25 protein-coding genes are annotated in these 24,006 nt (G+C 60.9%); 16 read left to right on the top strand and 9 right to left on the bottom strand.

What is annotated here, in order from left to right; all coding sequences use genetic code 11:
* Positions 1–59: 59 nt before the first annotated feature.
* Both FAA97_RS16545 and FAA97_RS16540 read left to right on the top strand, forming a co-directional pair.
* On the top strand, positions 60–1,232 hold the full coding sequence (locus tag FAA97_RS16545) for a Gfo/Idh/MocA family protein (protein WP_136599660.1): 1,173 nt from the start codon (positions 60–62) through the stop codon (positions 1,230–1,232).
* Positions 1,233–2,052: 820 nt separating this feature from the next.
* Complete coding sequence (locus FAA97_RS16540; RefSeq protein WP_136599659.1) at positions 2,053–3,426, top strand: GH1 family beta-glucosidase; 1,374 nt, start codon at positions 2,053–2,055, stop codon at positions 3,424–3,426.
* An 18-nt stretch (positions 3,427–3,444) separates the two neighbouring features.
* Here the strand turns inward: FAA97_RS16540 and FAA97_RS16535 are convergent, their stop codons facing one another.
* Positions 3,445–3,837: a winged helix-turn-helix transcriptional regulator gene (locus FAA97_RS16535; protein WP_136599658.1), complete on the bottom strand. Its 393-nt coding sequence runs from the start codon at positions 3,835–3,837 to the stop codon at positions 3,445–3,447.
* Between the two features lie 158 nt (positions 3,838–3,995).
* On the opposite strand from FAA97_RS16535, the gene FAA97_RS16530 reads away from it, so the two are divergent.
* From FAA97_RS16530 to FAA97_RS16490, 9 genes are all read left to right on the top strand, one after another.
* Entirely contained in the window at positions 3,996–4,634 is a 639-nt protein-coding gene (locus FAA97_RS16530) for an NAD(P)H-dependent oxidoreductase (RefSeq protein WP_136599657.1), read from the top strand.
* Between the two features lie 421 nt (positions 4,635–5,055).
* Complete coding sequence (locus tag FAA97_RS16525) at positions 5,056–5,250, top strand: RebB family R body protein (protein WP_136599656.1); 195 nt, start codon at positions 5,056–5,058, stop codon at positions 5,248–5,250.
* Positions 5,251–5,386: 136 nt separating this feature from the next.
* Entirely contained in the window at positions 5,387–6,289 is a 903-nt protein-coding gene (locus FAA97_RS16520; RefSeq protein WP_136599655.1) for a hypothetical protein, read from the top strand.
* A 1-nt stretch (position 6,290) separates the two neighbouring features.
* Complete coding sequence (locus tag FAA97_RS16515) at positions 6,291–6,983, top strand: hypothetical protein (RefSeq protein WP_136599654.1); 693 nt, start codon at positions 6,291–6,293, stop codon at positions 6,981–6,983.
* Positions 6,984–7,029: 46 nt separating this feature from the next.
* Positions 7,030–7,350 carry a RebB family R body protein gene (locus tag FAA97_RS16510; protein WP_136599653.1) on the top strand — a complete coding sequence of 107 codons (321 nt, stop codon included), beginning with the start codon at positions 7,030–7,032 and terminating at the stop codon, positions 7,348–7,350.
* Between the two features lie 227 nt (positions 7,351–7,577).
* The gene (locus tag FAA97_RS16505; RefSeq protein ID WP_054157057.1) at positions 7,578–7,850 is read left to right on the top strand and encodes a RebB family R body protein; all 273 of its coding nucleotides are present in this window, start codon (positions 7,578–7,580) and stop codon (positions 7,848–7,850) included.
* A 122-nt stretch (positions 7,851–7,972) separates the two neighbouring features.
* Positions 7,973–8,701 (top strand): Crp/Fnr family transcriptional regulator, encoded by a 729-nt coding sequence (locus FAA97_RS16500; RefSeq protein WP_168801022.1) that lies wholly within the window; start codon positions 7,973–7,975, stop codon positions 8,699–8,701.
* A 133-nt stretch (positions 8,702–8,834) separates the two neighbouring features.
* The gene (locus tag FAA97_RS16495; RefSeq protein WP_246041520.1) at positions 8,835–11,075 is read left to right on the top strand and encodes a putative bifunctional diguanylate cyclase/phosphodiesterase; all 2,241 of its coding nucleotides are present in this window, start codon (positions 8,835–8,837) and stop codon (positions 11,073–11,075) included.
* Positions 11,076–11,191: 116 nt separating this feature from the next.
* A complete protein-coding gene (locus tag FAA97_RS16490; protein WP_206110039.1) occupies positions 11,192–11,440 on the top strand; it encodes a hypothetical protein in 249 nt (82 codons plus the stop codon).
* A 36-nt stretch (positions 11,441–11,476) separates the two neighbouring features.
* On the opposite strand, the gene trhO is transcribed toward FAA97_RS16490, so the two are convergent.
* The 5 genes from trhO to FAA97_RS16465 all read right to left on the bottom strand — a co-directional run bounded on the left by trhO (position 11,477) and on the right by FAA97_RS16465 (position 16,772).
* Complete coding sequence (gene trhO, locus FAA97_RS16485; protein ID WP_136599651.1) at positions 11,477–12,421, bottom strand: oxygen-dependent tRNA uridine(34) hydroxylase TrhO; 945 nt, start codon at positions 12,419–12,421, stop codon at positions 11,477–11,479.
* Between the two features lie 167 nt (positions 12,422–12,588).
* Entirely contained in the window at positions 12,589–14,331 is a 1,743-nt protein-coding gene (locus FAA97_RS16480; protein WP_136599650.1) for a methyl-accepting chemotaxis protein, read from the bottom strand.
* A 46-nt stretch (positions 14,332–14,377) separates the two neighbouring features.
* Positions 14,378–15,244, bottom strand: a complete 867-nt coding sequence (locus FAA97_RS16475; RefSeq protein WP_136599649.1) for a hypothetical protein — start codon at positions 15,242–15,244, stop codon at positions 14,378–14,380.
* A 147-nt stretch (positions 15,245–15,391) separates the two neighbouring features.
* On the bottom strand, positions 15,392–16,300 hold the full coding sequence (locus tag FAA97_RS16470; RefSeq protein WP_136599648.1) for a CHAD domain-containing protein: 909 nt from the start codon (positions 16,298–16,300) through the stop codon (positions 15,392–15,394).
* Positions 16,284–16,772, bottom strand: coding sequence for a CYTH domain-containing protein (locus FAA97_RS16465; RefSeq protein WP_136599647.1), 489 nt, complete (start codon positions 16,770–16,772; stop codon positions 16,284–16,286). The genes FAA97_RS16470 and FAA97_RS16465 overlap by 17 nt, the downstream gene beginning before the upstream one ends.
* A 155-nt stretch (positions 16,773–16,927) precedes the next feature.
* On the opposite strand from FAA97_RS16465, the gene FAA97_RS16460 reads away from it, so the two are divergent.
* The 4 genes from FAA97_RS16460 (at position 16,928) to FAA97_RS21315 (ending at position 19,545) form a co-directional block, all read left to right on the top strand.
* A complete protein-coding gene (locus FAA97_RS16460; protein WP_136599646.1) occupies positions 16,928–17,566 on the top strand; it encodes a 2-dehydro-3-deoxy-phosphogluconate aldolase in 639 nt (212 codons plus the stop codon).
* A gap of 82 nt (positions 17,567–17,648) precedes the next feature.
* Positions 17,649–18,347, top strand: coding sequence for a tellurite resistance TerB family protein (locus tag FAA97_RS16455; RefSeq protein ID WP_136599645.1), 699 nt, complete (start codon positions 17,649–17,651; stop codon positions 18,345–18,347).
* Between the two features lie 99 nt (positions 18,348–18,446).
* Positions 18,447–19,133 carry a GNAT family N-acetyltransferase gene (locus tag FAA97_RS16450; RefSeq protein ID WP_136599644.1) on the top strand — a complete coding sequence of 229 codons (687 nt, stop codon included), beginning with the start codon at positions 18,447–18,449 and terminating at the stop codon, positions 19,131–19,133.
* The gene (locus FAA97_RS21315) at positions 19,108–19,545 is read left to right on the top strand and encodes a hypothetical protein (RefSeq protein WP_246041519.1); all 438 of its coding nucleotides are present in this window, start codon (positions 19,108–19,110) and stop codon (positions 19,543–19,545) included. The genes FAA97_RS16450 and FAA97_RS21315 overlap by 26 nt, the downstream gene beginning before the upstream one ends.
* A gap of 1 nt (position 19,546) precedes the next feature.
* On the opposite strand, the gene FAA97_RS16440 is transcribed toward FAA97_RS21315, so the two are convergent.
* The 3 genes from FAA97_RS16440 to FAA97_RS16430 form a co-directional block, all read right to left on the bottom strand.
* Complete coding sequence (locus FAA97_RS16440) at positions 19,547–20,635, bottom strand: nickel/cobalt transporter (RefSeq protein WP_168801021.1); 1,089 nt, start codon at positions 20,633–20,635, stop codon at positions 19,547–19,549.
* Complete coding sequence (locus FAA97_RS16435; RefSeq protein ID WP_136599643.1) at positions 20,629–21,273, bottom strand: DUF1007 family protein; 645 nt, start codon at positions 21,271–21,273, stop codon at positions 20,629–20,631. Before FAA97_RS16435 ends, FAA97_RS16440 begins: the two co-directional genes overlap by 7 nt.
* 89 nt (positions 21,274–21,362) lie before the next feature.
* Positions 21,363–22,256, bottom strand: coding sequence for a LysR family transcriptional regulator (locus FAA97_RS16430; RefSeq protein ID WP_136599642.1), 894 nt, complete (start codon positions 22,254–22,256; stop codon positions 21,363–21,365).
* A gap of 569 nt (positions 22,257–22,825) precedes the next feature.
* On the opposite strand from FAA97_RS16430, the gene odc2 reads away from it, so the two are divergent.
* On the top strand, positions 22,826–23,959 hold the full coding sequence (odc2, locus tag FAA97_RS16425; RefSeq protein WP_136599641.1) for an ornithine/lysine decarboxylase: 1,134 nt from the start codon (positions 22,826–22,828) through the stop codon (positions 23,957–23,959).
* Positions 23,960–24,006 lie beyond the last annotated feature (47 nt).

The raw sequence follows: 24,006 nt of genomic DNA, 5'->3' as shown, positions 1-24,006 counted from the left end.
GCCCGGCAGGGCAGAGGGGGGTAACCCCGACACAACAGGATTTCCAGGAGAAACATAGCATGGCGATCGAAGCGAGCAAATCGGAACAACGGGCTGCCAGGATCCGGTTCGGCATGGTTGGTGGCGGGCAGGGGGCGTTTATCGGTGCGGTGCACCGGATGGCGGCACGTCTCGATGACCAGTATGACCTCGTGGCCGGCGCGTTGTCGTCGACGCCGGAAAAGTCGCTCGCTTCGGGGCGTGATCTCGGGCTTGATCCGGACCGTTGCTATGGCTCGTTCCAGGAAATGGCGGACAAGGAATCGGCGCGTGCCGATGGCATCGAGGCGGTGTCGATCGTGACGCCGAACCATGTGCATTTCGCAGCCGCCAAGGCCTTTCTCGAAAAGGGCATCCATGTCATCTGCGACAAGCCGCTGACCTCCAATCTGGAGGATGCCAAGGCGCTGAAGGCGATTGCCGACAAGGCCAATGCGCTGTTCATCCTGACGCATAACTATACTGGCTATCCCATGGTGCGGCATGCACGCGAACTGGTCGCTTCCGGCGCGCTTGGCGATATCAGGCTCGTGCATATGGAATATCCGCAGGACTGGCTGGCCGAGCCTGTCGAGCAGACGGGCGCCAAGCAGGCCGTCTGGCGCACCGATCCGGCGCAGTCCGGTGCGGGCGGTTCGACCGGCGATATCGGTACGCATGCCTATAATCTTGGCTCATTCATCTCGGGCCTCGAGCTTGATGAGCTGGCCGCCGACGTGCACACGTTTGTTGAAGGCCGCCGGCTGGATGACAATGCGCATGTGATGCTGCGCTTCAAGGGTGGCGCGAAGGGCATGCTGTGGTGCAGCCAGGTAGCGACCGGCCATGAAAACGGCCTGAAGGTCCGTATCTACGGCACCAAGGCCGGCATCGAATGGACGCAGGCCGATCCGAACTATCTGTGGTTCACTCGTCTTGGCGAGCCGAAGCAGCTGATCACGCGCGGCGGTGCCGGCGCGGGTGCGGCTGCGGCGCGCGTGACCCGCATTCCCTCAGGCCATCCTGAAGGGTATCTCGAAGCCTTTGCCACGATCTACACCGAAGCGGCTCACGCGATCCATGCGGCAAAGTCCGGTGCCGCCGTCGATCCGGCCGTGGTCTATCCGACCGTCGATGACGGGGTAAAGGGCGTGGCCTTCGTCGAAGCCTGCATTGCCTCGTCGAAGCAGAATGGCGGTTGGGTGAAGGTGTAAGGCGCACGCGGGCGCAGGGCGTAGTTGCCCCTCACCCTGACCCTCTCCCCGCAGGCGGGGAGAGGGGGAGAAAACGGTGGCCGTCTAGGCCTTCTCCCCGTTTACGGGGAGAAGGTGCCGGCAGGCGGATGAGGGGCGCTCGGCCGCATATTCAACGCCTTACCGAACCGCCCCCTCACCCTGCCTCCGCTGCGCTCGGCTTCCCTCTCCCCGTGGGGGAGAGGAGGTCACGTGGGCGTTCTGCCTCGCTTGAGATCACCCCGGCCCGAAGCGTCGCTCCTTCCCTCCCCAGCGGGGAAAGGTGGCCCGCAGGGCCGGATGAGGGGGGGCGAAGCTTAGGCTCAGCTTTCAACGTTTTGCCGAACCGCCCCCTCACCCTGCCTCCGCTTCGCTCGGCTTCCCTCTCCCCGTGGGGGAGAGGAGGTTACGCGGGCGTTCTGCCTCGCTTGAAATCACCCCGGCCCGAAGCGTCGCTCCTTCCCTCCCCAGCGGGGAAAGGTGGCCCGCAGGGCCGGATGAGGGGGGGCGAAGCTTAGGCTCAGCTTTCAACGTTTTGCCGAACCGCCCCCTCACCCTGCCTCCGCTTCGCTCGGCTTCCCTCTCCCCGTGGGGGAGAGGAGGTTACGCGGGCGTTCTGCCTTGCTTGAGATCACCACGGCCCGAAGCGTCGCTCCGCTTTTCCCCATCAAAGGGCAGGCGATCTCCTGTAACGTTTCAGTTTTTTCTGTCGCCTGTCTTCACCGCGTCCTGGCTTTGCTCTAAACCGCTTGCGATATTTCCGCCGCGGCCTTGGGCCCGGACCTGAAGAAGGGTGTTTTCCATGATCGATCCCAAGGCGTTCGCCGCACGTTTTCCCGGAGACTTCCTGTTCGGTGTCGCCACCGCCTCCTTCCAGATCGAAGGGGCGTCGAAGGCAGACGGGCGCAAAGCCTCGATCTGGGATGCGTTTTCCAACATGCCGGGCCGGGTGTTCGGGCGGCACAATGGCGATGTGGCCTGCGATCACTACAATCGCTGGGAAAGCGATCTCGACCTTATCAAGGACATGGGCGTTTCCGCCTACCGCTTCTCGATCGCCTGGCCACGCATCATTCCGGATGGTGCCGGCCCGATCAACGAGAAGGGGCTCGATTTCTACGACAACCTCGTCGATGGCCTGAAGGCGCGGGGCATCAAGGCCTATGCGACGCTTTATCATTGGGATCTGCCGCTGGCGCTGATGGGTGACGGTGGCTGGACCGCGCGGTCTACGGCGCTGGCCTTCCAGCGCTATACCCGCGTGGTGATGGAGCGGCTGGGCGACCGGCTCGATGCGGTGGCCACCTTCAACGAGCCCTGGTGCTCGGTCTGGCTCAGCCATCTCTATGGCATTCACGCGCCGGGCGAGCGCAACATGGATGCGGCGCTGCATGCACTGCATTACACCAATCTGGCGCATGGACTGTCTGTTCAGGCGATCCGCGACATTTCGCCAAACGTGCCGGTCGGGCTGGTGCTCAATGCGCATGAGACGCTGCCGGCTTCGGAAAGTTCGGAAGATCGGGCGGCTGCCGAGCGGGCGCATCAGTTCCACAATGGCGTTTTCTTCGATCCGGTGTTCAAGGGCGAATACCCGGCCGGCTTCCTGTCTGCGCTTGGCCATCGCATGCCCGCCATCGAGGAGGGCGATCTGGCGACGATCAGCCAGCCGCTCGACTGGTGGGGCCTCAACTACTACACGCCGATGCGCGTTGCCGATGATCCGACGCCGGGTGCCGAATACCCCGCGACAACGGGTGCCGCACCCGTATCGAAGGTGAAGACGGATATCGGCTGGGAGGTGCATGCGCCGGCCTTGAAGTCGCTCGTCGAGCGGCTCTATGCCCGTTACGACCTGCCGGTCTGCTACATCACCGAGAACGGTGCCTGCTACAATATGGAGGTCGAGAATGGCGAGGTCGATGACCAGCCGCGTCTCGATTATTACGTCGAGCATCTCGATAAGGTCGCAGACCTGATCGCCGAGGGCTATCCGATGCAGGGCTATTTCGCCTGGTCGCTGATGGACAATTTCGAATGGGCCGAAGGCTACAAGATGCGCTTCGGCCTCGTGCATGTCGACTATGACACCCAGGTCCGCACGATCAAGAAGAGCGGCAAGTGGTATCGCGATCTCGCAGCTGAATTTCCCAAGGGGAATTTCAAGAGCGAATGATCGCGGCAAGCCCTGCGATCAGCCGAGCTTGATCAGCTTCGGCCCGGCCTCGGCATTGCGTTCGTCGAAGCGGGCGCGGGCGGACTGGATGTCCTCGTGATTGGCGAAGACCCAGCCGCCCAATGCCTTGACTGGCACCGAGAAGGATCGGCCGAGATCCGTCAGCGCATATTCCACCCTCGGCGGCACGGTCGGATGCACCGTGCGCTCGACGATGCCGTCGCGCTCCAGTGCCCGCAAGGTGAGGGTCAGCATGCGCTGGGACACGCCGACGACCATGCGTTTCAGATCGCTGAAGCGCTGCGGGCCATCGCCCAGCATCATGATGACGAGCACCGTCCACTTGTCGCCGAGCCGGGCGAGCATTTCGCTCACCGTCGTGCATTTTGCCGGATCATAGCCGTCACACATTTCGGTTCTCTCCGTAAAACCTGGTATCAGACATGTGCCTTCTTGCGCATTTCATCCGGTTCCCTATCTAGGCCTGGTTACTAATCAATACCAGACCTTTCCCGTCGCGCCAATACCTCCCAGGCGGACCGAGGGTCGAAACCCGGATGGAGATCCCGATGTCTGCACTGATCGAAAAGCTGAACTGGCGTTATGCGACCAAGAAGATGGACCCGACGAAGAGCGTTCCCGAAGACAAGGTCGAGCGCATCGTCGAGGCGGCCCGTCTTGCCCCGACCTCCAGCGGGCTTCAGCCCTTCGAGGTGATCGTGGTGACCAATCCCGAAGTTCGCGCCCGCATCCAGGAGATTGCCTGGAACCAGGCCCAGGTCACCGAAGGCTCGCATCTCCTCGTCTTCGCCGCCTGGGACAATTACACCGTCGAACGGATCAACCACATGTTCGACCTCGTCAATGACGAGCGCGGCTTCAAGAATGAGGGTTGGGAAAACTACCGTCAGATGCTGCTCAACATGTATCCGGGCCGGGATGCCGAGGTGAATTTCGAGCACGCCGCTCGCCAGGCCTATATCGGCTTCGGCATGGCCGTTGCTGCGGCTGCCTTCGAGGGTGTGGATGCGACGCCGATGGAAGGCTTTGACGCAGCCAAGCTCGACGAGATCCTGGGTCTGCGCGACAAGGGGCTTCGCTCGGTCACCATCCTGCCACTTGGTTACCGCGCCGCGGAAGGCGACTGGCTGGCTGGCCTGAAGAAGGTGCGCCGCCCCAAGGATCAGTTCGTCTCCGTGGTTGCCTGATCTGCTCGGCTGTCGAGCAATTGTCTTTGCCTCCAAGGGCTCCGGATTTCCGGGGCCCTTTTTGCATTATCTGGAGCCTGTGCTTTGCTCCAAAAATGGTCGCATGCAACCGGGTCTTCCCGTGTTGCCTTCCATGCAGGGTTGTGAAAAATCTAAAAAATGCAATCTTTACCTGTTTTCAGGTTGTGCCCGGCTGTCGCGGCTTTTTGGGATTTGTTTCAGATGGATAGCCTTGCCGGATACGCTCGATGCAAGGCAGGTTGCCGCAAGAGCCGTGGGCGTCAGGGTGCAAATATCTATTTAAAATTGCATTAAGTGTTAGGCATGTATCAAAAGTTACAGAAAGAATGCGGTCGCTAAATTACAACCGCCTTGTCGATAGGACATAGCGGAAGAAGCAGCTTAGGGCAGGGTCGTGGCAATGAGTGCACCACAGACGGGAAACGGAACGACATCCGTGATGACGGACGCACCAAGCGTTGCGGTCAGCATGTTCTACCAGGCCGCAGGTCATGCCTATTCACTTTCAATGCAAAACGCCACGGCGGCACAGCAGAACATCAATACGCTCGCGCCGTCGGTCATCGCCAATGCGCTGGCTCTTTTGAACAAGTAGCCGGAACAGCAGAGTTGTCGTGATGTCCGAGAACGAGAAGTCGCGCAGCCTGGCTGGCAAGCTTCGTTCCTGGATTTCGAGCCTTCGTCGCTTGGGGCGGCCCCTGTCGCCAGTTGATCAGGATGATGCCATGTGGATGTTGAAGAGAAAGGAGCAAGCCGCAACGCAGACGAGGACCGAACCGGCTCCTCTGCGGCAACCTGCCGGTCCCCAGGCCGGCGGTGCGGGCGCAGAGGCTGCCATTTCGGCTGCTTCGTCCGCCGGACAGGCGGGGCAAGCCGGCACGATTGCCCGCGTCACACCGGTGCAAGACGCTGCCGCTCCATTTCGCCCGCTCCAGTCGGCGCCCGGGCCAGGTCCATCGTCCGCCGCAACGGCGCCTGTTCGACTGGGTGTCAGCCCTGTCGCTCCCTCCGGCGCTGCCGTTCGACCGACCGGGATTGCTGGCGCTCCGCCCGCCGGCAATCCCGGTCCGGGCCAGGTGGCAAATGGCGGGCAAGGGGTGCCGACTGCCGCCCGGCCATCGCCGATGCCTGCGGCCGGCAATGCCAATCCGCCCGTCCGAGCCTCGTCCGCGCCCACTGGCGCGCCCCGCTTGCAGGCAGGCGCAACGCCGACATCTCTCGGAGCGGACCCCGCGCCGGCGAACCTTCAGTCTGACCCGCCCCCACCCGGCCAGACGACAGAGACAGACCTGGGCGACCCGAATGGCGGCGGTGGCAGTGGCAATGGCGGGACACCACCCAGCGGTCCGCTGATTGGGATTTCCGACGCGACGGTCGAGACATTTGCATCGGCGGCGCTTGGCCAGGTCGTCTCGATGCTGGGGGAAGATACCCGGACCTATCTGCAGGGCATGGAGCAGATCTATACCGCTGCTGTCGGTAAGGCGCTGGCAATGATCGCCAAGGGTGAACCGGATCAGGCGATCGGGATCGCGCTGCTGACGCAGATCAAGACGTCCCAGCAGGACACGACAACCTTTGCCACGGACATTGCCACGCTCGCCAAACAGTTCGTCAGCATCAAAGGGGGCTGAGATGGGGAATGACGCTACATCGAAAGACACGACAGACGAGGCCGGTATCGTACTGACGGGCCCCGACCAGGCTGGCGGCGAGCCGGCGGCAGGCACAAGTGCACAGCCTAAACCTGATGAGGCCACGTCTGCGGCGGGCGGAACGGCGACGACAGGCGGAACGACGGGGCAGCCCGACATACCGACCTTGCTGATCGATACGGTGGCGGCGGTGGTGCTGAAGCAGGTCAAGCCTCTGCTGGAGGATTTGCAGAAGATCAAGGAAGCGGGAATTCCGCTGCCAGTGGAGCCAGAAAAGGCTCAGGTGCTGGAACTGCCGCAGGTCAACATGGATCTGGTGCCAGGCCAGATCACGCTGCCGGGAAACAGTGGCGCGCCCGAAGCGGAGATACCGCGCATCCTTATCGATACGGTGGTGGCCGTGGTCCTCAAGGAATTCGCACCGCTGCTCGAGGATCTCCAGAAGATCCGCGATCAGGGACTGTCGGGCCTTGGCTCACCGCTGCCAAGCGGCGATGGCCAGCAGGTGCTCGGGGACCTTTTGGGCAGGGGTGTCGCTGGAGGCGTGATGGACGAAAAGACGATGATGGCCTCGATCAGGGCGCGGGAGGAACAGATGAAACTTCGCGTGCAGAAATTCCAGGAACGCTACGAGGCCCTGAGGCGCTCTGCAGCGCAGAAGCGCGGGCGATAGCGATGGGCTGTTTCGTCAAGGGACAAGATCAACAAGGGGTAGGCCGATGGCTCAACCGGGGAAGAAGGGACGTGTCATGGAAGAGGAATGGTCCGGCGTAGATCCGGTGGAGACTGTAGACGGCGAAAGCCCCGCCTTTGCGCTGGGGCAGGAATTCCTCACGGCCGCGCATTCGACCAGCCTGATGTTTGCCAACAGCGTCAACGCCCATCGCAGCCTCACCATCGTGTCGCTAACGGGGCTTGCCGAAAGCACCAAGCAGGTGTCGTCGATCGATACCATCGCAGATGCCACCTCGCTTGCGCGGCTCCTTGCCGGACATCCGCTGGAAGCGATGGAACTCAGACACCGGCACAAGCGAGGTTGAACCGTCGCCGGGTGCAGGAGAACGGAAAGTCTCGTCCTGCCGGGTAAGAGGCGCAGCCCCGACGACCAGGTGAGAGAGCGCCCGCAAAGGCGGACCGCGACGGTTCGACGCCAATTCTATGAAATCCCGAGGGGATTTCGACGAGCTCGTGCCGTATGGGCGGCACCGAGAACCCTGGTCGCGTGGCGGCCGGGACCTGAAGCCAAAGCGAAGCAAGGAGTGAGCATATGACGACACCAACCGCAGTCAATTCCGTGATCACCGATGCCGTGACGCAAGCCAACGTAAAGGTCGTGGGCGAAGCGCCGGCCATGGCCATGGGGTCGCTCTATCAGGCGGCCTCGCACTCGACGGGTCTGATGTTCGAGAATTCTGTCACCGCGCAGAATAACCAGAACATTCTGGCCCAGGCCGCAACGACGCAGGGCGTCATGCAGATCTACAGCGTCGACACGATCTCCGACGCCATCGCGATCGCCAAGATGCTCAGCGCCAGCTGATCCGCGTTCGATGCCGGGAGGCGCGGCCTCCCGGCCATTCATCTAACAATCGGGCAACGGTCATTCGCTTGTGGGTGATCGACCGGTTTGCCATGCGCAACAGAGCACGGGTCCATTGCATCATGCCGTCGTATCACCTTGATAGCGCAAAATCGGCCGTTGCCAGCCAGCGTGCAACGGGTGGCGAGGTGGCGGGGCTTGGGGCATCCTGCGCCCTGTTCCACGGCCTTGACCCTCAGGCCATCCGCTCCATCATCGCCAGAGGCTATCACCGCAGCTACGGCAAGAACGAGATCGTGGTCACGCAGGGCAGTGAAAAGCGGCTTGTCGGCCTCGCCGTCAGCGGTCTGTTTGTGGTTCGTCGCTGTTCGGCCAACGGCATATTTCTGTCGCTGCAGACCATTCGCCCAGGAGAGCTGTTCTGTGAGATGTCGTTGATCGATGCGAGCGAGAACCAGCATGAGGTCGCGGCCGGATCTGAAACCTCTTCGGCCCTTCTGTTTTCCGTCCGCAGTTTTCGCGAACTCATGGCGGAGCATCCGGTTCTCAGCACGCGCCTTGTCGAACAGATGGCGGACCGGATCAGCTCGCTCGCCGAGTTGAGCTTTGAATTAGCGACGATGAAAACGGATGACCGCCTGCGCAAGGCGATTTCCAAACTCGCCCAGGAGACCAACCAGCTGCGTGACGGCGGAACGATCTATCCCGCGCCCACTCATGCGGAATTCGCCTCGATGCTTGGCACGACGCGCGAGGTCGTCAGCCGGTCTATCGTTGCGCTCTGCCGGGAAGGTTCGATCGAGACGAGCCGACAATCCATCACGATCCGCTCGGCAGATGCCTTGATGTAAACGCATCCCGGCCCGGCATGAAGACTGCGTGCGAGCGGCCCCATTTCTGGCGATCTATCATCTTGGGATTACACGTTAAGTCTAATTGAACCTATTGCAATGCAGGGTAAGTCTTCGATCCAAGGTCAACCTGATGCGGCAATCGGCAGTGCATTTCGGGCTAAAAGCCCTTTTGAACAGGCGCATCGCGATCGCCTCGATGCTGCTACTGTCCGGTTTTGTGGCGCTGGTTGTCACCGCCCTGGTCATGATGGCGCTGGATCGGGTGGCGTCCTATGCCAATCATCTCGATGAAGAGCGAACGCGGGAGACGCTGATCGGCGCCCTGCAGACCTTTCGCCATCAGCTGGATGCGACACTCAACGACTATGCTGCCTGGGACGATGCCGCCGACAATGTCTATGCGCAAACCCCTGGCGACTGGGCCGACCGCAATTTCGGCGATATGACCTATGACAGCGATCTCTTCGATGTTGCGATCCTTGTCGACCGGCAAGGCCGAGCGCTGATGGCCTATTCCGACGGCGTCCCGATGCAGGAGACGCCGACGGGCTTTCTGAGATCCGATATCGTTGCCATGCTGAAAAAGGTGCAAGCGCGGGAGGCCAATGGCGTGCCGCAGGTTTCGGCCTATGTTCGCACCGACAAGGGCATCAGCGTGGCCGGTGTCGCCCTGATCCGGATGAAGTCCGGCACAATGGTCGAGCCACCTGAACGACGGGCCTATCTCGTGTTTTTCCGGCATCTGACGGGCGATACGGTGGAGCGTCTTGGTGCCGCCTATGTTTTGCCAGGCCTGTCGCTCGTGCCGGCGTCCATCCGCTCGACGCATCGTGTCGCGGTGGAGAGCCAGTCAGGCGAAGAGATTGCAGCACTTGCCTGGGTGCCTCGCGCTCCCGGCGATGTGAGCCGCGACCAGGTCAAACCCCTTGTTGCGACGGCGCTTGTCATTCTCGGCCTGTTTTGCGTGGCGCTTTTCCTTTTCGGTCTTGCCGTCATTCGCCGTATTCGCGGCGATGAGCAGGCGGCGGTGGCCTTGTCCGTGACCGATCGGCTGAGCGGCGTTGCCAATCGGGAAGGCCTGTTCCGCATCCTCGACGAGAAGGTCGCCGAGGCACGGGCGGACGGGGAGACGGTCATCCTTCTCTACCTCGATCTCGACGGGTTCAAGGAAATCAACGACGCCTATGGTCATGCCACAGGCGACAAGCTCATCCGCGCGGTCGCCGCAGGGCTTGAAGTTCTGGTCGGAGACCGCTCAGGCATTGCCCGCATCGGGGGCGACGAATTCGCGGTCGTGCTCAAGGGTGTTGACGCGGATTTGCGGGCTAATGAGCTGTCGGATGCCATCATCAGCTTCTTCAACGAGCCACTGCTGCTTGGCGAACGCATGGTCGTGGTGGGCTGCAGCATCGGCCTGTGTGCGTCGTCAGCCGGTACGGTCTCCACCGCCGAGCTGATCCGCCGGGCGGATATGGCGATGTATGCCTCCAAGGACAGCGGGCGGGGGCGCTCGAGTTTCTACGATCCACGGATGGATGACGAACGGGAGCTCCGCAATCAGCTCGAACTGGATCTCAGAGCGGCGATACAAGCCGGCGAGATTTCGGTGGTCTATCAGCCGATTGTCGATGCACACAGCTTCGATCTTGTAAGCGTCGAAGCCCTGGCGCGCTGGACGCGGCGCGGACATGGTCCTGTTTCGCCGGATGTCTTCATTCCGATTGCCGAAGCCAGCGGCCTGATCGACAGGCTTGGCCTGTGCGTTCTGGAAATGGCCCTTCGGCAGTTGCAGCGCTGGCCAGGCGTGCGCCTCTCGGTCAATATCTCTCCCGGACAGTTCCGCGATCCCGCCTTTGTCGAGCGGGTCGAAGCGCTTTTCGTCGATGCGAATATCGAGCCCTATCGGGTGACGCTCGAAATGACGGAGACCTACTTCATCCAGAATGCCGAGCGCGCCAAGGCTGCCCTTGATCGCTTGCGCAAGATCGGCGTGAAGATCGCGCTTGACGATTTCGGTGTCGGCTTCTCCAGCGTCGGCTATCTGCGCCAGTTTGGCTTCGACCGCATGAAGATCGACCGGTCGCTCATTCAGGCGCTGAGCGAAGGGCATCGGGCCATCGAAATGCTGCAGGCAACCGTGGCGCTGGCCCGCTCGCTGAACATTCCGGTAACGGCAGAGGGTGTGGAGACCGAGCAGCAGGCCGTGATCCTCAGGCTTGCCGGTTGCGACCAGTTGCAGGGTTATCTTTTCGGCCGCCCGTCAGTTCCAGCCGATATCGACGCCTACCGCGCGCGGTCGATGCTGCCGCGCGCAAAGGCCGCCGAAATGGCCTTTGCGGCGCATCGCCGAGATGGTTTGCTGAGCGACTAGCGCATGGCCAGCTGAAGCAGCCAGCGTCCACATTGGAGGGCGGGCACAATTCACAAGACGGTCGTTCGGAACCAAACTGTGGTTGACGTCTTTTTCCGTCACAGAAGGAGAAAGACATGTTCACCACCGATACCTGGCTCAAGATCGTCTGTAGCATGATGATCAATGCTGTGTTGTTTGGCGCAGGCGTCATCACCGTGCTTTCAGTGCCGGCCCTTGCCGCACACGCGAAAATCCTGCTCCCGACCGTCGTGGTCCTCAGCTTTGTGCTCGCGCCATTCATCGCCATGGTGATTGCACCGCGCATGCGCATCCGCAACTGGGGTATCCGAGATTGGCATCGCGGCGATGCGATCTCGGGCTAAACGGCAGCCCTCCATGCAACGGGTAGTCGGCGGCATTCAGCCGCCGATATGCTTGTCTCCGCGCTTCTTCGCCAGCGCGATCTGCAGCTGGCGCTGACGATAGCGGTCACGGTCGGCCTCTGTGCGCGTCTCGTAACAATGGCTGCAGGAGACGCCTTCCTCGTAATGCGGATGGGTTAGCTCTTCTGCCGTGATCGGATTGCGGCAGGCATGGCAGAGCTTGTGGTTGCCTTCCTGCAGGCCGTGCGTCACCGAGACGCGTTCGTCGAAGACGAAGCAGGCGCCATCCCACAGGCTTTCCTGTTCCGGCACGTCCTCCAGATATTTCAGGATCCCGCCCTTGAGGTGGTAGACCTCTTCGAAACCCTGCTGCTTCATGAAGGCTGTTGCCTTTTCGCAGCGGATGCCGCCGGTGCAGTACATCGCGATCTTCGGCTTGTTATGAAGGCCTGGATTGTTCTTCACCCAATCCGGAAACTCGCGAAAGGTCTTGGTGTTGGGATCGACCGCGCCGCGGAAGATGCCGATTGCCGTCTCGTAATCGTTGCGCGTATCGATGACGATGGTCTCCGGATCGGAGATCAGTGCATTCCAATCCTTCGGATCGACATAGGTACCGACGATCTCGTTGGGGTCGATGTCCTCGACGCCCATGGTGACGATTTCCTTCTTCAGGCGCACCTTCGTGCGCAGGAAGGGCATCTTGGAGGCACGGCTTTCCTTGTGCTCCAGCTTGGCAAATTCCGGCTGGCTGCGCAGGAAGGCCAGAACCTTGGCGATGGCCGCATCGGTGCCGGCAATCGTGCCATTGATGCCTTCATGGGCAATGAGAAGGGTGCCCTTGATGCCCTCGTTTTTGCAGAGCGTTTCCAGCGGCTCGCGAAACGTCTCGAAGCGCGGAAATTTTGCAAAGTGATAGAGAGCGGCGACGCAAAAGGCGCCGACGGCTTCGGGGCGGGGAGTGGTGAGGCTGTCTGTCATGGCAGCGAAATACTGCTTTCACCCCTGCGAGGCAACGGATTTCGTCGCACGAGCGAAAGTTTGAATTTCGTCAATTTACGCCGGCCAGATCCCCACAGCACTTAAAAAAGTGCCCGGCCTGGGTTTGGCCGGGCCGGGCGCATGTCTGATGGTCTGTGCTTGTGTCGTTACGCTGCGCGGGCAAGGGTGCGGGCGTTTGCCTCCGTACCAAGCCTGAATTGCTCAACGAGCTGACGCAGCTGCTCGGCCTCATTGGCGAGCGAAGCGGAGGCCGCACTCGTTTCCTCGACCATGGCCGCATTGTGCTGCGTGCTCTGGTCCATCTGGTTGAGTGCGCTGTTGATCTCAGCGAGGCCCGATGACTGTTCACGGGTAGCGGTGGCAATGGCTGCGACGCGTTCGTTGATGGCAACGATCAGCTGGCCGATGCCGGAGAGGGCGACGCCGGTGTTGGAGACCAGCTCCACGCCGATCGCGACTTCCTTGGTGGAATTCTGGATCAGGCTCTTGATCTCGCGGGCAGCGGTTGCGGAACGCTGCGCAAGCTCGCGGACTTCCTGGGCAACGACGGCAAAACCCTTGCCGGCTTCACCCGCACGGGCTGCCTCAACGCCGGCGTTCAGCGCAAGAAGGTTGGTCTGGAAGGCGATTTCATCGATGACGCCAATGATATTGGCGATCTGGGTCGCACTGTTTTCGATGCGGCTCATCGCTTCGACAGCCGAGGACATGACCTCGCCGGAATGGGTTGCGTTGTCGCCGGCTTCGCGGGCCACACGGCTTGCTTCTTCCGTCAACTTCAGCGTGGAGGTGATGTTGGTGGTGATTTCTTCCAGCGCGGCTGCGGTTTCTTCCAGCGAGGAGGCCTGCTGTTCTGTGCGGCGTGCCAGATCATTGGTGTTGCCGGCGATGTCGCGGGTGCCGGCATCGATGTTCGTTGCCGTGCGGTTGACCACGGTCAGTGTCTGGGACAGCTGACGAGCGGCATCGTTGAAGTGATTGCGCAGATCTTCGTATTCCGGTGAGAAGGCCTCTTCGATCCGGACCCCGAGATCGCCCGAGGCCAGAGACTTCAGCGCGTGCGCCAGACCATCCGTTGCCTGGGTCATGGCGGCAAACTGCTGATGTTCCTTCTCGGCAGACAAGCGGCGCTGGTCTTCCTCGCGCTTGCGGCTGATATCGGCTTCGCGCTGAAGGATCGCCGAGGACTTCACGCTTTCCTTGAAATACTGGACCGCGCGCGACATGTCGCCGATTTCATCGCCCCGGTTCTGGTTCGGCACTTCCGTGTCCAGGTGGCCGGAGGAGAGCTGGGCCATGACATTGGACAGTGTCACGACCGGCGTTGTGATGGAGCGCAAGAGGAAGAAGAGTGCGGCGGCAGCAGCGAGGAGCGTTGCAAGCGCAATGGCGGCAAGGCCGAAGATCGAGGCCTGTGTGTCAGCCGCGATGGCGGTGTTGTCGAAGGCAAGGACCATGGTGCCGATGGTCATGACCTTGTTTTCCTTCTCCTCCGTGTGGGTCAAAGGAATAATCGAGAAATTGAGGGCGCCACTTGTCGAGGATCCGGCGGTCGCTGCGGCCTTGATGCCGCTGTCGATGGCGGATTGGTCGCCGCTGGCGAAGAAGGACTTGCCGGTCGGATCCACAATCATCGCCGCGCGGAAGTCGCGATCCGAGGCTGCCGGACCAAAGGTCTGCTTGGCAAGATCCGCATCGAACTGCCACAGTGCCGTCGATGCACCGGATGCCGCCATCGAGGAGGTAATGTTGATCTTGTCCTCAAAGGCACTTCTCATGCTTTCGGCGCGGGACCAGCCCGAATAGGCGCCGAGCGCGCAGAGCCCGGCAATCATGAGGGCGAGCGACGGCACCATGACCTGTGTGCGGATCGAAGTTTTGTTTTTCATAATATCCCAGCCAAAATCTGTTTTGATAAAAATCGCGAGCTCGACATTACTTCTGCGGGTCGAACCAGTATTTCGGATCGATGCTCGCCAGTTCGTCCGGGAAGTTCGGATTTTTGATGCGGATAACCGTTCTGGTTTTCAGGTTGCCGTCGGTCAGGGCGGCTTTCACATTCGCGTCTTCCAGGAAGAGCTTGCGGTAGCTGCCGTCATTGAACGCGGTCTCCAGGCCGCGGGCGATATCATCGCGAAGGCCGGGTTTGTCTTTTGAAACGTAGAAAACTGTCGTTGCTGGATACTGCAGCACCAGAGACTTCTCGATCGCGAGGGAGGGAACGTTCTCCACCTCCGCTTTCTGCTCGGCGATCGCCTCATAGGTGGCGCGGGCAAAATAGTCGCCACGCCCGCCGACCGTCATCTTGTAGAGGTTCTTCTTTGGGCCGGTGCGGACCGTCAGTCCGGCTTCGCGCAGTGTGGCGACATCCGCCCAGCCGGCGCCCTGGAGGGCGACAAATTTGCTGATGTCTTCAAAGCTCTTCACCTTGTCGAATTCGGCCTGGCGGGCACCATCGATCAGAAAAACGCGCCAACCGAGCAGGCCGCCATCCACTGGAAACGGCACGGACAGAAGCTTCCCCGACGTTGCCTTCGAAGCGCTTGCCCAGACGATATCGAGCTGGGCGCCGTTGGCGATCGCCTCAATCTGGGCCGCACTGTTGCTGTACTGGATCGGCGCCGGCGTCAGCGCGATCTGTTTGCCACTCTTTTCAAGCGCCAGTTTTAGAACCTTGAAGGGCAGGCTCTTTTCCGCATTGCCATTGGCATTGAAATAAAGTGGTTGCGCATCTGCGGCAAAACCGGTTGCCGGCAGTAGAAAGGCAGAGACTGCCAGTGCTAAAATTCGTCGACGAAACATCTGTCCCCCAAACCCAAGTCGCTCGAGGGGATCTTCCATGCCCGGCATTTATATCGATTTAAATAGATTGGTCGGCGTATGACATTCGCAACCGCATCCTGAACAGGAATGGTTCATTTGAAGCCATGTTGCAGTGCGGTGTTGACTCTACTTGGCGCCAGCCCGCCAAAGCCTTGCGATGACAAGTGCTTCATTCCGCGGGCCATCAGAAAATACCGTCTGCGCCAGGGACAGTGCTTCGCGTCGCAACTGCTGCTGTCGTCTGATGATGATGGCGAGTAGAAAAGACTGGTCTGCGCCGTCGCCGAAGAGATCCGGCTCCTCATCAATCAGGGCTGTCAGAACTGAAAGATCGTTTTCGTGCCCGAGCAGATCAACGAGGCTCTTTGCCTGGGACTGTTTTGCGGCAAAGGCGCTCGGCCAGAGATCGCGGAATAGCGAGAGGTTCATCCAATAGGCTTGGGCTGCCTTGCGCAAATCGTGGAAGGCCTCGCCGTGCCCTTCACCCTTGCAAATGTCCATGGCTGTTTTGGCCCGCAAAAGGCCCTTGCTCCAGCCTCTTGCCAGTTGCCGCGCAGCCTGTCCCCGCGTTGCGTCGGTTTTGAGAATGTCAGCCTCTTCAATTGAAATACGGCAAAGGGCTGCCGCATTGGTGACCGTTGCATGGAGGTCCATCTCGGTTTCGGCGATGCGATCACGCCGAGCAGATAGCGCTGTCCTCGCTTCTGTCAGCACGCGCGTCTCGTCCTCGTTCAACACATGCCCGAACAGGTGGTCGACGGTTTCGATAAGCGCTGTGGCATCGCGCAGACGTGAGAGGTCGCGGGCAATATTGCGCAGTCGCTTGTTCCGACGCCGGCAACCGTCTGGGTCGATGGCTTGAAAAAGCCGATAGAGGTTGCCCACAAGCTTGAGTTTCTTGCGGGCGACATGAATGGCGGCGTGCAGCCCGTCGGGCCTGTAGTCCAGGGTTCTCGCCGCCTCATCCAACTGCGCGACGGCCAGAGCGTGCAACTCCTTGCCAAGATTGCGGCGTGGATCAATGCGATATGGCATGCACCAGTTCCGGGCGAGGGCGCTGGGTGGCGAGAACCTGGTTGGAATAACGGCTGTCGCCTGTGACCTCGCGGCCCAGCCAAAGCGGAAGCGGGGGATTGTCGTTTTCCGACGCCATCTCGACTTCTGCGATCACGAGCCCCTGATAAGCGCCGCCAAAGACGTCGATCTCCCAGATGAAACCACGGTAGCTCACGGTATAGCGCGTCTTTTCGATGACGGTGCCGGTGGCCTGGCCCATCATCTCAAGCGCATCGGCATAAGGGACCGGATATTCGAACTCGTCGCGCACAAGACTGTTCGTGCCGAACTTCAAGGTCAGTTGCGCCGTCGTGTCATTGCGGGTGCGAATACGAACAGAACGGTCGCTTCCGGCAACGAGATAGGCCTGTTTCATGCGCGTCTCTGAAGTGACGGCGGATTGCCAATCATCGCTGCGGACGAGAAACTTGCGTTCAATTTCCTTCGCCATACGCCGATACCCCGAGCGGAATTTTGCATTGCAACCTTATCTGACTACCTTGCCTTAGGAAACCGTAAAGATTCTCTATCCTGTCGCGCTCGACATTGTATGATCGCCGCGTTAGGGATTGTCACAATCTAATCGTTTGAAAAGAGGCCATTGCCATGGGCGAAAAAACCGAAAGACTCCTGTCCACCCTGAAGCTGCAGCCGGTTGTTCCGGTTCTGATCATCGAGGATGCGAAGACAGCGGTGCCGCTGGCAAAGGCGCTGGTGGCCGGTGGTTTGAAGGCGATCGAAATCACCTTGCGCACCGATGCCGCGCTTGAAGCCGTGCGCCTTGTCGCGCAGGAAGTGGAGGGGGCCGTGGTCGGTGCCGGCACGATCCTCAATGCATCCCATTTCCATGCCGCGGTCGATGCCGGATCGCAGTTCATCGTCAGCCCGGGCACAACGCAGGAACTGCTCGACGTCGCTCGCGGCTCGGACATTCCGCTGCTTCCCGGCGCCGCAACCGCCTCCGAGGTGATGGCACTGCGCGAAGAAGGCTACAAGGTGATGAAGTTCTTCCCCGCCGAGCAGGCCGGCGGTGCCGCCTATCTCAAGGCGCTCTCCTCGCCGCTCGCCGGGACGCTGTTCTGCCCGACCGGCAGCATTTCGCTGAAGAATGCCAGGGACTATCTGTCGCTGCCCAACGTCGTCTGCGTCGGCGGATCGTGGGTTGCACCGAAGGAACTCGTCGCTGCCGGTGATTGGGCAGGCATTACCAAGCTTGCAGAGGAAGCGGCGGCCCTCAAGGCTTAATATCACACGACGGTCGCATGGTCTTTGTAATTTGGCGGTGGCTCCCTATCTAGGAAGCAACGCAACTTACAAGGAGACCGCGATGTTCGATGCCAAGAAGCTTCTCGACCAGTTCCTCGGATCGCAAATGCCGGGAACGACCGGCAGCGTGGGGCAAAAGGGCAACGACCTTCTCGGGCTTGCCAAGAACAATCCGTGGAAGACCGGTGCGCTGGCATCGGTCCTTCTCGGAACCAAGACCGGTCGCTCGCTGGGCAGCAATGCCTTGAAGCTTGGCGGCCTCGCCGTGATCGCCGGCCTTGGCTATCAGGCCTACAAGAACTACAAGTCCGGCCAGCCTGCCGAGCCGACCCAGGCTCTGCCGGAGCTGTTGCCGCCGCCGAGCGACAGCCCGTTCAGCACAGAGCCCGAGGCTGTTTCCAATGATTTCGCGCTGTCGCTGGTGCGCGCCATGATCGGTGCGGCCAAGGCCGATGGGCATATCGATGCGGATGAGCGCGCGCGCATCATGGACAAGGTGCATCTGTCCGGCCTGGGCGCGGAGGCAGAAGCCTTCATCGAGGCGGAGCTTGCCAAGCCGGTTGATCTCGATGCGCTGGTTGCTTCCGCCAAGACAGAAGAGCAGAGGGTTGAAATCTACACCGCCTCGCGCCTCACCATCGAGCCGGATACCCGCACCGAGCGCGGCTATCTCGACATGCTCGCGGGGCGCCTCGGTCTGGAAGACGGTCTGGTCGATCACATCGAAGCGACCGTCGCCTCCGCCAAGATCAGCCTCTGATCCCTGCGGCAACCGGTCCGGGCTTTGCAGGTCCGCGCCGGTTGCCTTTAGTGGGCCGGTGGCCTAAGCCTCGGGCGACAAGATTTGCCGGAGGCTGTGATGCGCGATCTTTCGATGTTCAAGGGATGCCCGACCCCTCAGCCGGTGAGGCTCGAGGGGCAGTTTGTCGTCATTGAACCCTATGATCGTTCTCTTCATCTCGACGCCCTTTGGACGGCCTTTGGCGGCCTCGCGATCAATCCGCTTCTCACCTATTTCACGCAGCCCGATTTTGCCGGTATCGAGGATTTCGACACCTGGCTGCAAAATGCCCAGAAGGGCGGCTGGGTGACCGAGGTCTTTCGCGACAAGGCCTCCGGCGATGTTGTTGGGCTGGCAAACTACATGCGGCCCGATCCGGCCAATGGTGTGGTAGAAATCGGCGGGGTCGCGCATGGTCCGGCGATGAGCCGGTCTCCGCTGTCGACGGAAGCGCACTACCTCTTGGCACGGCATGTCTTCGAGGATCTCGGCTATCGTCGCTACGAGTGGAAGTGCCACAATGACAATACGCCGAGCAAGGTGACGGCGCAGCGGCTGGGCTTCAGCTTCGAGGGTGTTTTCCGCCAGCACATGCTGTCGAAAGGCAAGAACCGCGATACCGCATGGTTCTCGATGATCGATGGCGAATGGCCGCAGTTGAAAGCCGCCTTCGAGGCCTGGCTAGCGCCGGAGAATTTTGATGAGAGCGGCCAGCAGAAGCGGCGCCTGGAAGACATCCGTGCCAATCTGCCCTCTCAAGGATGAAGTGAGCGAGCTTGTGAAACCCAATATCTATTCCATCATCCTCTATGTGGGCACGGCCGTGACGGCGCTGGCACTGGCTTACGCCAGCCTTGGCAATGCGACCATTGCCTGGTCGGTTGGTATCTGTATTGCGATTGCGGGCGTGATCTATCTCTTCCGCCTTGTGCCGCCGCCGAAGAAGCGAACCGCTGCGCTCATGGATGGTGCGGCTCCGTCGCGCTCGCCTGCGGCGTCTGCCGGTGTCGTCTTTGTCGTGGTGTTCGGCTTGATCCTGGTGGTGCCGACGGTCGTGATGTGGATCGGCAAATATTCTCCGGTCACCGCTGCCGTGATTGGTGGCATCGCGCTGATGGCGATCTTTGCCATTTTGTGGCTGCGCGCCCGCTATCAGCAGAGCCGCGACGGCGAATAAATCAGGACTGAAGGCTGGCGGCGAGCAAAAGCGCGCCGAGGGCGATGACCGTCACGGCGGCGACGACCTCGATTGTGCTTGCGACGAAGCCGGCACGCCGCGACCCCGGTCCCGATAGCTTGAGGGCCAGGCCCTTGGCGCTGACGGCAAGCGTTGCAAGCAGCGAGACGGTGAGGGCGGTGCCGAAGGCCATGGCCAGCACCGACAGAACCCCGCCCAGGATCAGCCCGTTGAGGATCGAAAAGGTCATGACGAGAAGCGCGCCGGAGCAGGGGCGCAGACCGACCGCGATGACGGCAGACCAGGCATCGCGCAGGTGGAACGTGCCGCGCAGCAGGCCCGGGTCGGGCGCGTGTGCGATCCCGCATTCATGGCAGACCGAGCCTGGTGACAGGGCGTCGTGACTGTGATCGATCGCATCGGCCCTGAAGCCTGACGCAGGCGCCGCTCGTGTTGCCAGCGTGCCTTGCGGTAGAGCTGCTTCTGCAAAGAGGCTATCGGTTGATGCGGCAGGGCGCAGCGCGCGCATTTGCAACGGCTTTACTTTCTTCCACAGCAGCCAGAAGCCGAAGGCGACAATCATCGCATAGCTTGCCGTTTCCAGCGCCTGGGTTGCCATGGTCATGGTGACCGCCGTACCGCGCAGCACCAGGTAAGCGGCCCCGACCACGGCAATTGCGACGAATCCCTGCAGGAAGGCGGACACGAAGGACACGAGAATGCCGCGCCTCAGCTCGATTTCATTGGCAAGCATATAGGACGAGATGACGGCCTTGCCGTGGCCGGGGCCTGCGGCGTGAAAGATGCCATAGGCAAAGGAAAGGCCGATCAGGCCGGCCAGCGCGCCGGGATCTTCGCGCATCGCCTTCAAGGATCCGGTGAGCGCGCGGTAGAAGTCCTGCTGGTGGTTGTTGATCCAAAGAAGCAATCCGGCGAAGGGACCGCTCGTGGGCTGGTAGCTTGCCTCGGCGCTGCCGACGCCGAGCGGGGAGGCGGCAAGCGCAAGGGTTGGCGCCAGCGCCAGGCAAATCGCTGCCGCGAGCATCACGAGAGGAAGCACGCGGTGCAGGTTTGCCGGCCGGCTCAGCATGTGATCTCCATGCGCGTGGCAAACAGCTTGCCCATGTCGTTGCCGGCGGGATCATTGAAAAAGGCCTCGGTCAGGTTGGCCTGGTTCTGGGCGAGGATCTGATCGGGATCGGGCCGCACGACCTTGTGGCTGCAGGCCGCAAAACTTGCGCCTTCGACGACAAGGTCAGAGTCATTGGCAAAGTCGATGGCCGTGTAGAGTGTCGGGTCATAGACCCCGAAGGTCATCTTGCCGCCGATTGTCAGCGGTGCCTTGGGCTTGGCGACGAAGAAGATCAGCAGCTGGTTCTCGCGATAATCGACATTGAAGACGTCTGGCTTGGCAATCGCCGCATCTGCGCCGTCCTTCGTGACGAAGGTAAAGTAGCTGTAATCGGCCAGCGATTCGCGGATCGTATCGGCGATTTCCTTCAGCTCTGCCGGGTCGAGCTTGAGATCGCTGTTCTTGTCGTAGTCCATCAGGACGCTGGCGGAGAACACGTCGTCGAAGCGCCAGACATGGCGCAGTTCCTTGAAGGAGCCGTCGTCGCCGGAGACGATTTCGACCCGCGCCTCGGCAAAGATGTGCGGATGCGAGAGTGCCGGCGATGCAAAGCCCGCTGCGATGATCGCAAGGCCGGCTGCGAGACCTTTTTGCATAATGTTATGCCTTCCCCCGAATGCCCGTAATGCTCTTTGCCCTTGTCGGACGAATGGGACGAAAATGGGACTTCTGCCGTTAGGTTCGCTCAGGAATAGCGTTTGAACCATGCGTGAAGATAGTCGACGAAGGCGCGCACCTTGGCCGGCAGGTAGCGGCGATGCGGGTAGACCGCATAGATGCCGCGGTCCTTGGCAATGAAGTCGTCGAACAGCGACACCAGTTCACCCGACTGCAGATGTGGCCTTGCGATGAAATCGGGGATCATGGCCACGCCCAATCCGGCACGGGCTGCCCTCAGCGTTGCCTGCGGGCTGTTGACCTCGATCGGGCCGCTGACGCTGACGGAAATCGTTTCCCCCTCGGCGTCGATGAAGCGAAGGCTGTTGTGGGAGCGCGAATTGGTGTCGATCAGAAAGGGCACGCGGGTCAGATCGGTCGGATGGAGAAGCGGGCCTTTGGCCGCGACGAAATCCGGGGTGGCGCAGGCATAGACGCGAAAGTCGGAGAGCTTGCGGGCGATCATGCCGGAATCGTCAAGCTTGGTGATTCGGATGCCGAGATCGAATCCCTCCTCGATCAGGTCGACGAATCGGTCTTCGGCGAGAATCTCCAGCGAAAGTTCCGGGTTTTCCTTGGCAAAATCGATCAGCGACTGGCCGACATCGGCGTCGATGAAGGTGCGCGGCACGGTGACCTTCAATTTTCCCTTGAGGTCGGCATTGTTCTCGCGCACGAGATCGGCAAGGTTGTCGATCTCCTTCAGGATGTCGGCGGCGGTGCGATAATAGGTGTGCCCAGCCTCGGTTAGAGAGAACTGGCGGGTTGTCCGATTGAGCAGAAGCGCGCCAAGTTCGTCCTCCAACTCCTTGACATATTTGGAAAGAAGCGCCTTGGAGCGACCGGTCTTGCGGGCTGCGGCTGAAAAACCTTCAGCCTCGACCACCTCGATGAAAGCCCGAATTCTGGTCAGGGTGTCCATATCGCTCCGCCATCGTTTTTCCCAGATTTTGAACAATTGCGCCGCGCCGTTCAATAGCGGTGACGGGTGGCTCCAAAAAACTTCCCCCCTGGTTGAAAAAACTCTTGATTATGACGGAGGCTTTTCTTATTTCCGTGCTTGCCCAAAGTCGCACGTGCCTGTGGGTGTCCGCCGACCCTCGAATTGGGATTTATCCCTAAGGTGAGGTCATCGGTAAGGTACCTGGAACTAACCCCTCCAGTCGCTATTCCGGCCAACCGGGAAATGCGAGGACATCTTGAAGCAACGACGGTGCGGGCCTTTCTGGTTCTCTGCCGGCTTTCCATCAGCCGGGGTACTGAAGAGGCACACCATCATTGCCGGAAGTGCGGTAGGGTCTCCCTCCAATCCATGGCAGACAAAGCGGATTTTTGCGCTCAGGCAAGAGTGCGTTCATCCATCGTTTCGCGCGTCGAGCGTTCGTTCGGGTCCGGTGTCTCCACCGACTGGTTTCGAGCGATGTCTCGCCGTCCTTTGTCCATTCGAAGCTTGGCCGCTTCGGATATCCCTGGCCTATGGAAGGTTGACCGATGACCACTGCACGTATCCTCGACTTCATCAACACCCGACGTCCGGAAGGTCCCTGCCTCGTGGTCGACCTCGACGTGGTGCGCGACAATTTCGGCGCCTTCCGTCATGCCCTGCCGGACAGCGCCATCTACTACGCAGTCAAGGCGAACCCGGCCCCAGAGATCCTCCAGCTCCTGGCCTCGCTCGGCTCGAACTTCGACTGCGCTTCCGTTGCCGAAATCCAGATGGCGCTCGATGCCGGTGCGGATGCCTCGCGCATCTCCTTCGGCAACACCATCAAGAAGGAGCGCGACATTGCCCGCGCGTTTGCGCTCGGCGTCAACCTCTATGCTGTCGACAGCCATGAGGAAGTCGAGAAGATCGCGCGTGCCGCTCCCGGCGCCCGCGTGTTCTGCCGCGTCCTGACCGATGGTGAAGGCGCCGAATGGCCGCTTTCCCGCAAGTTCGGTTGCGTGCCGCAGATGGCCGTCGACGTTCTGGTCTATGCGCATCAGCTGGGTCTCGAGAGCTTCGGCGTCTCGTTCCATGTCGGTTCGCAGATGACCAAGGTCGATGCCTGGGACGGCGCCCTTGCCGATGCCAAGCGCGTTTTTGCGTCGCTGGCCAAGCAGGGCATCGTCTTGAAGATGGTCAACATGGGTGGTGGTTTCCCGACCAAGTACCTGCGCGACATTCCGTCGGCAGAAGCTTATGGTCTGGCAATCAAGGCGTCGCTGAAGAAGCACTTCGGCAACAACATCCCGCAGACCATCATCGAGCCGGGCCGCGGCATGGTCGGCAATGCCGGCGTGATCAAGGCGGAAGTCGTACTGATCTCGAAGAAGTCTGATAATGACGAGAACCGCTGGGTGTTCCTCGACATCGGCAAGTTCGGCGGTCTGGCCGAAACCATGGACGAAGCGATCCGTTACCCGATCCGCACCGCCCATGACGCCGACGAGATGGCGCCTTGCGTGCTGGCCGGCCCGACCTGCGATTCGGCCGACGTGATGTACGAGAAGAACATGTATCCGCTGCCGATCACGCTTTCGATCGGCGACGAGGTTCTGATCGAGGGCACCGGCGCCTACACCACCACCTATTCGGCGGTGGCGTTCAATGGCTTCGAGCCGCTGAAGTCTTACGTCATCTGACGTCTCCCGTGCCGGCAAACCGGCACGGACCTTCACAATCATCGTCA

Source organism: Peteryoungia ipomoeae (assembly GCF_004912165.1).
GTDB lineage: Bacteria > Pseudomonadota > Alphaproteobacteria > Rhizobiales > Rhizobiaceae > Allorhizobium > Allorhizobium ipomoeae.
This window is presented reverse-complemented; position numbering and strand designations above follow the sequence as displayed.